Here is an 8639-nt window from a genome sequence, read left to right as displayed (position 1 = left end):
GGGGTTGTCGTATGCCGCGCCGTCGATTCCGGTCGTGTCGAACGTGACGGGTGATCTCGCGGACGAGTTGGGTTCACCCGGCTACTGGGTTCGGCACGTACGCGAGGCGGTGCGCTTCGCGGACGGGGTCGGATTCCTGCGGTCGCGCGGGGTTTCCCGGTTTGTGGAACTCGGCCCGGACGGCGTGTTGTCGGCGATGGTGCGCGGGTGTGTGGGCGACGACGATGTCGTGGTGCTGCCGGCGTTGCGCAAGGGTCGTCCCGAGGTCGAGTCGTTGGTTTCCGCGCTGGCCGAGTTGCACGTGAACGGCGTCCTCGTCGACTGGGACGTGTTCTTCGCCGGCCACGGCGCCCGCCGGGTCACGCTGCCGACCTACGCGTTCCAGCGAGAGCGCTACTGGTTGGACGCCCCGACCGGAGGCGACCCCGCGTCCATGGGCCTGGATTCGCCCGAACACCCGCTCCTGGGCGCGATGGTGCCGCTGCCGGAGTCCGACGGCGTCGCGTTCACGGCTCGGCTGTCGGCGCGTACTCACGCCTGGGTGGCCGATCATCGGATGCAGGGTCGCGTCGTGCTCTCCACCTCGGCCCTGGTGGACCTGGCGATTCGCGCGGGCGACGAGGTCGGCTGCGGCGTCCTGGCGGAGCTGAACCCGGACACCCCGCTGATCCTCCCCGAGGACGACTCCGTACAGCTGCACCTGGTGGTCGGCGGCGCCGACGAGACGGGACGACGCGCGTTCTCCGTGCACTCGCGCTCCGATACCGAGCCGGACGCGCCTTGGGCACGGCACGCGAGCGGCCTGCTGGACCGAGGGACACCGCAGGCGGCCGCCGCGACCGACCCGGACCCGTGGCCGCCCGTGGGCGCGTCGGTGACCGAAGTCGACGAGATATACGCGGAGTTGACCGATCGCGGGTACATCCTCGGGTCGACCCATCGGGGCCTTCGGGCGGCCTGGCGGCGCGGAGACGAAGTGTTCGCCGAGGTCGCGTTGCCCGAGTCGGCACAGGCCGAGGCCGGTCGGTACGGGCTGCATCCCGCTCTCCTGGACGCCGCGTTGCACGTCGGTGTGGTCGCGTTCGGCACCGAGGCACCGCTGGTTGCCGCCGCGTGGAACGGAGTTCGCCTGCACGCGGCCGGATCCGGCGTCCTGCGCGTCCGGTTGACTCCGGGTACGGGCGGCGACACGACCGTGACGATGGCGGACGAGGCCGGCCGGCCGGTGGCGACCGTGACGTCGCTGCGCTGGGAGCCCGTCTCCCCGGACGCGCTCGAGGTCGACGCGGGTGGGTTCCGCGAGGGACTTTTCCAGATGACCTGGACGCCGCTCGCCGAGCACGCGGGCCATCCCGTACCGCAGGACCTTCCGGAGCTGTCCGCCGTATCACCGGACCGGGTGCCGGACCTGGTGCTGTTCACCTGCCCCGTGTTCACCGGCGACGATCCGATGGCGGACGCTCGTGCGCTCCTCGGCGAGGTGCTCCAGGCGGTGCAACTCTGGTCGGCCGAGGACCGGTTCGCCGCCGCGCGGCTGGTGGTCGTCACCGAGGGCGTCTCCACCGGCGCCGACCCACGGCATGCCCCGGTGTGGGGGCTGGTACGGGCGGCGGAGGCGGAGAACCCCGGCCGGTTCGTGCTGATCGACCTGGACGGCTCGGCCGAGTCGCGGCGTGCGCTGCCCGCGGCGGTGGCGTCGGGCGAACCGGAATCGGCGATTTGCGCGGGCGAGCCGTTCGTGCCCCGGCTGGCCCGGGTTCCGCTCGTGGGCTCGGCGGGCGACGCGCCGAGGTGGGATGCCGAGGGGACGGTCCTGGTCACCGCCGACGACCGGGCGCTCGGCATGCTGGTGGCCCGGCATCTGGTGACGGAACGCGGCGCCGGACATGTGCTGTTGGCGGTCGAAGCCGGATCGGCCGGACCCGACGTACCCGAGCCCGATCCCCGGGTGCGCGTCGTCGAGTGCGCGCTGACCGACTTCGACGCCCTGTCCGCGCTGGCGGCCACCATCCCCACCGACCATCCGCTGACCGCGGTGGTGCACACGGCGGGCGCGGCGGAGGACGGGATGGTCGCCACGTCGGCCTCCGATCGGTTCGCCGCGGCCCTGCGTTCGCGAGCCGACGTCGCCTGGCATCTGCACCGCCTGACCCGCGACCTCGACCTGACCGCGTTCGTACTGTTCTCGTCGGCCGTCGGCATGCTGTTCCCGGCCGGTCAGGCCGCCGACGCGGCGGCGAACGCGGCGCTGGACGCGCTGGCCGTGCACCGGCGGGCCCTGGGGCTGCCGGCGGTGTCCGTGGCCTTCGGGCCGTGGGCGGCTCGCGACCGGGCAGCCGAGGTCGACCGGGCCCGGCTGCGCCGGCACGGACTCGACTCGATGTCCGTACCGGAAGGGCTGGCCCGCCTCGACGAGGCGCTGTCCGGCGCCGCGCCGTCGGTGGTCGCGGCCCGACTGGACACCGGTGTGGTGCGCTCGCAGGGCCGAGTGGAGGGCATCCCGGTGTTGTTGCGCGGCCTGGTCCGCGCCCCGATGCGGCAACTCGTCCGCGCCGACGGTGACTCGGTCGCCGGCGCGTTCGAGCGACGGGTGGCCCAACTGTTCGGCGAGGCACGCGATCGCATGCTCCTGGATCTGGTGCGGACGCACGTCGCCGCCGTGCTGGGACACGACTCGGCCGAGACGGTCGAGCCGGAACGGGCGTTCCAGGAGCTGGGGTTCGATTCGCTCGCGGCGGTGGAGCTGCGCAACCGCCTGGGGGTGGTCACCGGTCGTCGGCTCTCCACCACGCTGGCCTTCGACCACCCGACCTCGCGGGCCGTCGCCGACTACCTGGACGGGCTGATCAGCCCCGCCGCCGCAGCCGAGAGCGGAGCGCTGCTCGCCGAGCTCGATCGCCTGGAGGCGGCGCTGGCCGGAGCCGGGGCCGGAGCGGGGGCCCACCCCCGGGTCACCGCGCGCCTGGACGCCCTGGTGCGCAAGTGGCACGCCGCGCACGACGCCGCCGCTCTGGCGGAGTCGGACCCCGTACCGGAACCGGATTTTCACGCCGCCACGGACGACGAGTTGTTCGAGGCCCTGGACGACGAACTCGGCGGCCTCTGAGGCATCGGCCCACAAGATATCCGGGCACCCGCTCACCGCGAGCGGGTGCCCGTCGTCGCTTCGGCACCGGATTCCCCGGCTGTTGACACGCTCTCCGCATCTGCGTATAACATAAACACAAGCGTCTATGGCGTATACAGTTGCCCGATAGATCATGTGGAGAACCATCATGACCAGTCCCTCGGATGGGTCGCAGGCGACCCATATCAACGCACCCTTAATGAGTTCGTCGCGCAGATGGCTGGCTCTGGCGGTTCTGTGCGTCGCCGCGCTCGTCATCAGCGTCGACCTCACCGTCCTCCAGCTCGCCATCCCGTCCCTGACCAAGGAACTGGACCCGACTCCGACCGGCAGCCAGATCCTGTGGATCGCCGACATCTACGGCCTGGCGATGGCCGGTCTGCTGATCACCATGGGTGTCGTCGGGGACCGGATCGGGCGCAAGAAGCTGCTCGTGCTCGGTTCGGTCGGCTTCGCCGGCGCGTCCGCCCTGATCGCCTGGGCGCCGGACGCCAACTGGCTGATCGCCGGTCGCGCGCTGCTCGGTGTCGCGGGCGCCACGATCTACCCGACCACGCTGTCGATCATCCGGAGCATGTTCGCCGACCCGAAGGAACGGACCATCGCGGTCGGTATCTGGACCGGCATGGTCAGTGGCGGCACCGCGCTCGGGCCGATCATCGGCGGCCCGCTCCTGGACAACTTCTGGTGGGGTTCGGTCTTCCTGATCAACCTGCCGCTGATGGGGATCGTCTTCCTCGGCGGTCTGCTCCTGGTGCCGGAATCGCGCAATCCGCAGCCCGGCCGGCTCGACGTGCCGAGCGTGGTGCTCTCGGCGATGGGCATCCTCGGCGTCGTCTACGCGATCCAGGAGTCGGTGCGCGACGGCCTCGACGAGCCGCGCATCCTGATCGCGGGAGCCCTCGGTCTGATCGCGCTCGCCCTGTTCATCTGGCGGCAGACGCAGGTCGAGCACCCGATCATCGAGGTGTCGCTGTTCTCCAACCGGGCCTTCTCGGGGGCGTTCACCGCGAACACGTTCACCATGTTCGCGTCCGTCGGGTCGCTCCTGCTGGTGAGCCAGTACCTGCAGTTCGTGCACGACTGGTCGCCGATGAAGGCGGCCCTGGCGTTGCTGCCACCGGCTGTGATGGGCATGTTCGCAGCGCCGTTCGTCGGCCTGTTGATCCCCCGCCTCGGTCAGGGGCGTGTGGTGGCCCTCGGCCTGGGCCTGCTGGCGCTGGCGATGTTCCTGTACCAGTTGACCGACGTCGACGCGGGCTACTCCGCGTTGCTGATCCCGACGCTGGTCCACGGCGTGGCGGCGGCCTGCATCTTCGCCTGCACGGTGGAGATCATCATCAACAGCGCGCCCAAGGAGAAGTCGGGTATCGCCTCGGGCATCGCCACCACCGGCGGTGAACTGGGCGCGGCGATGGGCATGGCCGTCATCGGCACCATCCTGAACGCCGGTTACCGGCACACGGTCGACCTCCCGAGCGGCCTGAGCGCCAAGGACGCGTCCACCGCCGGGGACTCGGTCGGCGGGGCGATCGAGGTGGCCGCCAACCAGCCGCCCGCGATCGCCGCCGACCTCGTGTCGACCGGCAAGGACGCCTTCATGGACGGCATGCACTACGCGCTGTTGACCAACGGCGTCCTGCTCAGCGTGATCTGCGTCTTCACGCTGATCACCCTGCGGGGTCTGCCCCGGGTCTTCGCGCACGGTGACGAGGAAACTGCTGTGAGCGCGCCCGAAGCAAGCGGTTCCGCGGCTCACGCCTAGCCCCTGTCCGGCGAGTCTCGGCGGGTCCGCGCCGCCTGGTACCGCGCCTCGCCGCACCGGAGAATCGGCCGAACAGAACCACTGTGCGACTGCTTCTCCGGTGCGGCGAGGCACGGCACCGGACGACGCGGGCCGATCCGCCGGGATCCGCCGGCCAGGGCCTGGGAGTGCTGTGGCCGGCGAGCCGCCGACGGGTGAGGCCATCGGCGGCTCGGCCGATTCGGAATTCGACAGCGCACAGGCACGGATCGAGGAAGGGTCAATGCAGTGATGGTGGGTAGGCTGGTTCGTTTCGACGAGGCCCGCGGATACGGTTTCATCACGCCTCACACCGGCGGCAGCGATGTGTTCATGCACGCCAACGAGTTCCTCTCCGACAAGCAGTTCCTGAAGCCGGGGACGCTGGTCGAATTCGACACCGCCACCGGTGATCGTGGGCTGCGCGCCATCGCCGTGCGCACCATCGAAGGCCCGGTGCCGAACGCCGGCAGAGCTGCCCCCACGCCGGAGAAGTCGCCGGCCCGGACCCGGTCGGGCCGGGCCGAGCACGCGGGTACGGAACGCACCGTCACCACGTTCGAGTTCATGCACGAGGTGACCGAGGCGATCATCGAAGGCGCCCCCACCACCACAGCCCAACAAATCGCACAGATCCGCGAGTGCCTCGGCGAAGTCGCCCGAAACCATGGCTGGGTGCTCACCTGAGACCCCCGCGGTAACTGCGGGTGGTGTTCCGGATTAAGGGCCGGAAAGCCGAATGTAGGGGTCACACGCGGTGTCCCCGAACGGGCGTCCGGCGATAGGAAGGGACCTGGCCGACACTTCCTTCCGACAATGCGCGTCGGATGGGTGGCGGTTTTACCGGGACAGTTTTCGAAACAGCCGGCGGAGGCCCCAAAATGCAACGTGTACTGGACAAAGTCGTGGCGATCACCGGCGCGGCCCGCGGGCTCGGACGCAGCCACGCCGTGCGATTGGCCGAGGAGGGCGCCGACATCATCGCGCTCGACGTCTGCGCGGACGCCGCGACCGCCCAGTACGCGGGGGCGACCGTCTCCGATCTGGACGAGACGGTTCGCCTGATCGAGAAGACCGGCCGCCGCGCGGTGGCCAAGCGGGCCGACGTACGCGACCGCGAGGCGCTGCGGACGGCGCTCGACGAGGGCGTGGCCGAACTCGGCCGCCTGGACGTGGTGATCCCCAATGCCGGCATCAGTCCGCTCGGCGTGGACCTGCCGATCGCCGCCTTCACCGAGACCCTCGACGTCAACCTTGTGGGCGCGCTCAACACCGTGCACGCGGCGCTGCCGCACCTGGGCGAGGGCGCGTCGATCATCCTGATGGGTTCGGTGTCGGGGCTCATGCCCCGCTACGACGGCAACGCCGGTGTCGGCCCCGGCGCCGCGGGCTACAGCTTCTCCAAGCGGATCCTGGCCGAGTACGCCGAGTGGCTCTCGGTGCAACTGGCCCCCTCGGGGCGGCGGGTGAACGTGGTGCACCCGACCAACGTGGCCACCGAGCTGATCCAGAACGAGGCCGCCTACCGCACGTTCCGACCGGACCTGGAGGCCCCCACCCTGGCCGACGTCGAAGCGGTGATGCGGCCCATGCACGGCATGCCGATCGCCTACCTGGAACCCGTCGACATCTCGCACGCGGTCGTCTACTTCGCCTCGGACGAATCCCGGTACGTCACCGGCGCGCAGCTCAAGATCGACGGCGGCCTGATCGCCAAGCTCGGTGCCGGGTTCGATCCGCGGGGCTGAGCCTCGATCCGCCGGGGGCGTGCGCACGGTTGACGAACCGTGCGCACGCCCCATCGGCATGCGCGCGTGGGCCCGACCGACACGCAAAAATGATCTCGGGGTCGCAGGCCCGTCGCAGTGCTTCGGGCCCGCCGACCCCGAGATCATTTCGGTCGGGTCACTTCCCGAGTACGACCGGCAGCCGCTCGAAGCCGTGCAGGCCGATCGCGGTGCGGAACTCCGGCGTGCCGCTGACCTCGATGGTGGGGAACCGGCGAAGCAGCGCGGGGAAGACCACCTGGGCCTCCATGCGCGCGAGGTTGGCCCCCAGGCAGTAGTGCGCGCCGCCACCGAAGCTGACGTGTGCGCCGTCGGCGCGGGTCAGGTCCAGTCGGTCGGGGTCGGGGAACTGCTCGGGGTCGCGGTTGGCCCCGGCCGTCATCAGGAACAGCATCTTGCCCGGCGGGATGTGCAGGCCGCCCAGTTCGATCGGCTCCGCGGTGAGCCGGATGGTGCCCGAGATCGGCGTGCCGTGGCGCAGCAGTTCCTCGACCGCGCTCGGGGTGATGTCCGGGTTCTCCCGCCACAGCCGCAGCTGGTCCGGGTTCTCCAGCAGCGTGTACAGGCCCATGCTGATCAGGTTGGTGGTGGTCTCGAAGCCGGAGATGAACAAGAACGTGGCCAGCGCCATCAGATCCTCGTCGTCCAGCCGTCCGGCCTCGTGCTGGTCGACCAGCGCCGAGATCAGGTCCTCCCGTCGCACGGATCGCCGCTCGCGGATCAACTCGTCGAAGTATCCGCGCAGTTCGGTGACCGAGGCGTCCGCCTGGGCGAGGTCCTCGTCGCTGTAGTTGCCGCCGCCCCACACGCGCGTCCAGTCGTTGGCGAGCTTGTAGAAGAGCATGCCCTGGTTGGCCGGAACACCGAGCATCTCGGAGATCACCGCGACCGGGAACGGACTCGACAGGACCTCGACCAGGTCGACCGCGCTGCCGCCGCTCGCGTGCTCGGCCAGGTCGTCGAGATACCGGTCGGCCAGCTGCTCGATCGACGTGCGCATCGCCCGGATGGCGTTGGGCGTGAAGATCGCGGCGGCCACCTCGCGCAGCGCGGTGTGCTCCGGGGCGTCCAGGTTGACCAGGGCGCGCAGGAACAGCCGCAGTGATTCGTGTTCCTGCCAGTCCTGGCGCTGCATCGCCGCGGCGCGCACGCCATTGCGCATGCCGCCCATCTTGGCGGCCGCGGCCACCTCCTTGTACCCGGTCACGGCGTAGGCGCCGCCCAGGGTGGTGCTCTCGAATACCCGCCCGACCCGTCGAATGGTGTCGTAGAGCGGATACGGATCGGGGATCATCGGCGGTGTGGCCAGTCGCTGGATCGCGGCTTCCGCCTCCTGCACGGTGATATCCAAAGTCATCGCGAACTCCCATCTGGGCGGGAAGATTCTCCGCCGGGAACAGCCCCACGGAGCGAGTTCAGTGCCGCTGCGGGCCGGGAAGGTGATCCCGTGTGCCGGGGCAATGGGATGTGCCGCTCGCGCCGGCGAAATCGACATATGCGCGAATAGTGGTCGAGCCTCGGGGGCGGCGGATTCCCCGCGAAACGCTATGCCACGACGCGACCTGCCCGTACCCCTAGCCGCCCCTAAATCGGATTCGGGAACTCCCGTGGTGCACAGGCACGTTGACGTGGCGTGGCGGATCATCATCCGGCTGGTTTGTCCGGTAACGTGTGGCCCGCCGGCCGTCGCCGCAGGTGGGCGGTGTCTCGTCGAACCTGTTCGAGATTGCAATTTCGAATGGACTGCACTACCCGCTGTAGTTGTGAAAGGGCCGAGAAAGCCTAAATCTTATGTTCATGAGGATGACTATCCTTCCAGGTGCCTGCGGGTGGCTCGCGGATTGCGGCGGGGAGATGAGCGGATCTTTGCCGTAACCCTGTTGCATAACGAGGCATATGATTAGGCTGCGCGCAATAGTTGGGTCGATCGAGTGCTGGGAGT

The 8639-nt window shown here is 69.8% G+C and carries 5 protein-coding genes; 4 read left to right on the top strand and 1 reads right to left on the bottom strand.

The features are described 5' to 3' along the window. Window positions 1-34 precede the first annotated feature (34 nt). The 4 genes from A3IC_RS0110600 (at window position 35) to A3IC_RS0110585 (ending at window position 6658) form a co-directional block, all read left to right on the top strand. Window positions 35-3106: a KR domain-containing protein gene (locus tag A3IC_RS0110600; protein WP_158695893.1), complete on the top strand. Its 3072-nt coding sequence runs from the start codon at window positions 35-37 to the stop codon at window positions 3104-3106. Window positions 3107-3326: 220 nt separating this feature from the next. Further along, window positions 3327-4892 carry an MFS transporter gene (locus A3IC_RS0110595; protein WP_020550035.1) on the top strand — a complete coding sequence of 522 codons (1566 nt, stop codon included), beginning with the start codon at window positions 3327-3329 and terminating at the stop codon, window positions 4890-4892. Between the two features lie 270 nt (window positions 4893-5162). After that, on the top strand, window positions 5163-5597 hold the full coding sequence (locus A3IC_RS0110590; RefSeq protein ID WP_020550034.1) for a cold shock domain-containing protein: 435 nt from the start codon (window positions 5163-5165) through the stop codon (window positions 5595-5597). Between the two features lie 194 nt (window positions 5598-5791). Continuing rightward, window positions 5792-6658 carry a mycofactocin-coupled SDR family oxidoreductase gene (locus tag A3IC_RS0110585; RefSeq protein WP_020550033.1) on the top strand — a complete coding sequence of 289 codons (867 nt, stop codon included), beginning with the start codon at window positions 5792-5794 and terminating at the stop codon, window positions 6656-6658. 157 nt (window positions 6659-6815) lie between these two features. Here the strand turns inward: A3IC_RS0110585 and A3IC_RS0110580 are convergent, their stop codons facing one another. Further along, a complete protein-coding gene (locus A3IC_RS0110580) occupies window positions 6816-8054 on the bottom strand; it encodes a cytochrome P450 (protein ID WP_020550032.1) in 1239 nt (412 codons plus the stop codon). Window positions 8055-8639: the final 585 nt, after the last annotated feature.

This window comes from Embleya scabrispora DSM 41855 (assembly GCF_000372745.1).
GTDB lineage: Bacteria > Actinomycetota > Actinomycetes > Streptomycetales > Streptomycetaceae > Embleya > Embleya scabrispora.
The sequence above is the reverse complement of the archived record's forward strand: the minus strand, read 5'-3'. Positions and strand labels throughout refer to the sequence as shown.

Coding starts and splice junctions, on each gene's coding strand:
- A3IC_RS0110595 (WP_020550035.1), top strand. CDS start 3,327: ATGAGTTCGTCGCGCAGATGGCTGGCTCTGGCGGTTCTGTGCGTCGCC.
- A3IC_RS0110590 (WP_020550034.1), top strand. CDS start 5,163: ATGGTGGGTAGGCTGGTTCGTTTCGACGAGGCCCGCGGATACGGTTTC.
- A3IC_RS0110585 (WP_020550033.1), top strand. CDS start 5,792: ATGCAACGTGTACTGGACAAAGTCGTGGCGATCACCGGCGCGGCCCGC.
- A3IC_RS0110580 (WP_020550032.1), bottom strand. CDS start 8,054: ATGACTTTGGATATCACCGTGCAGGAGGCGGAAGCCGCGATCCAGCGA.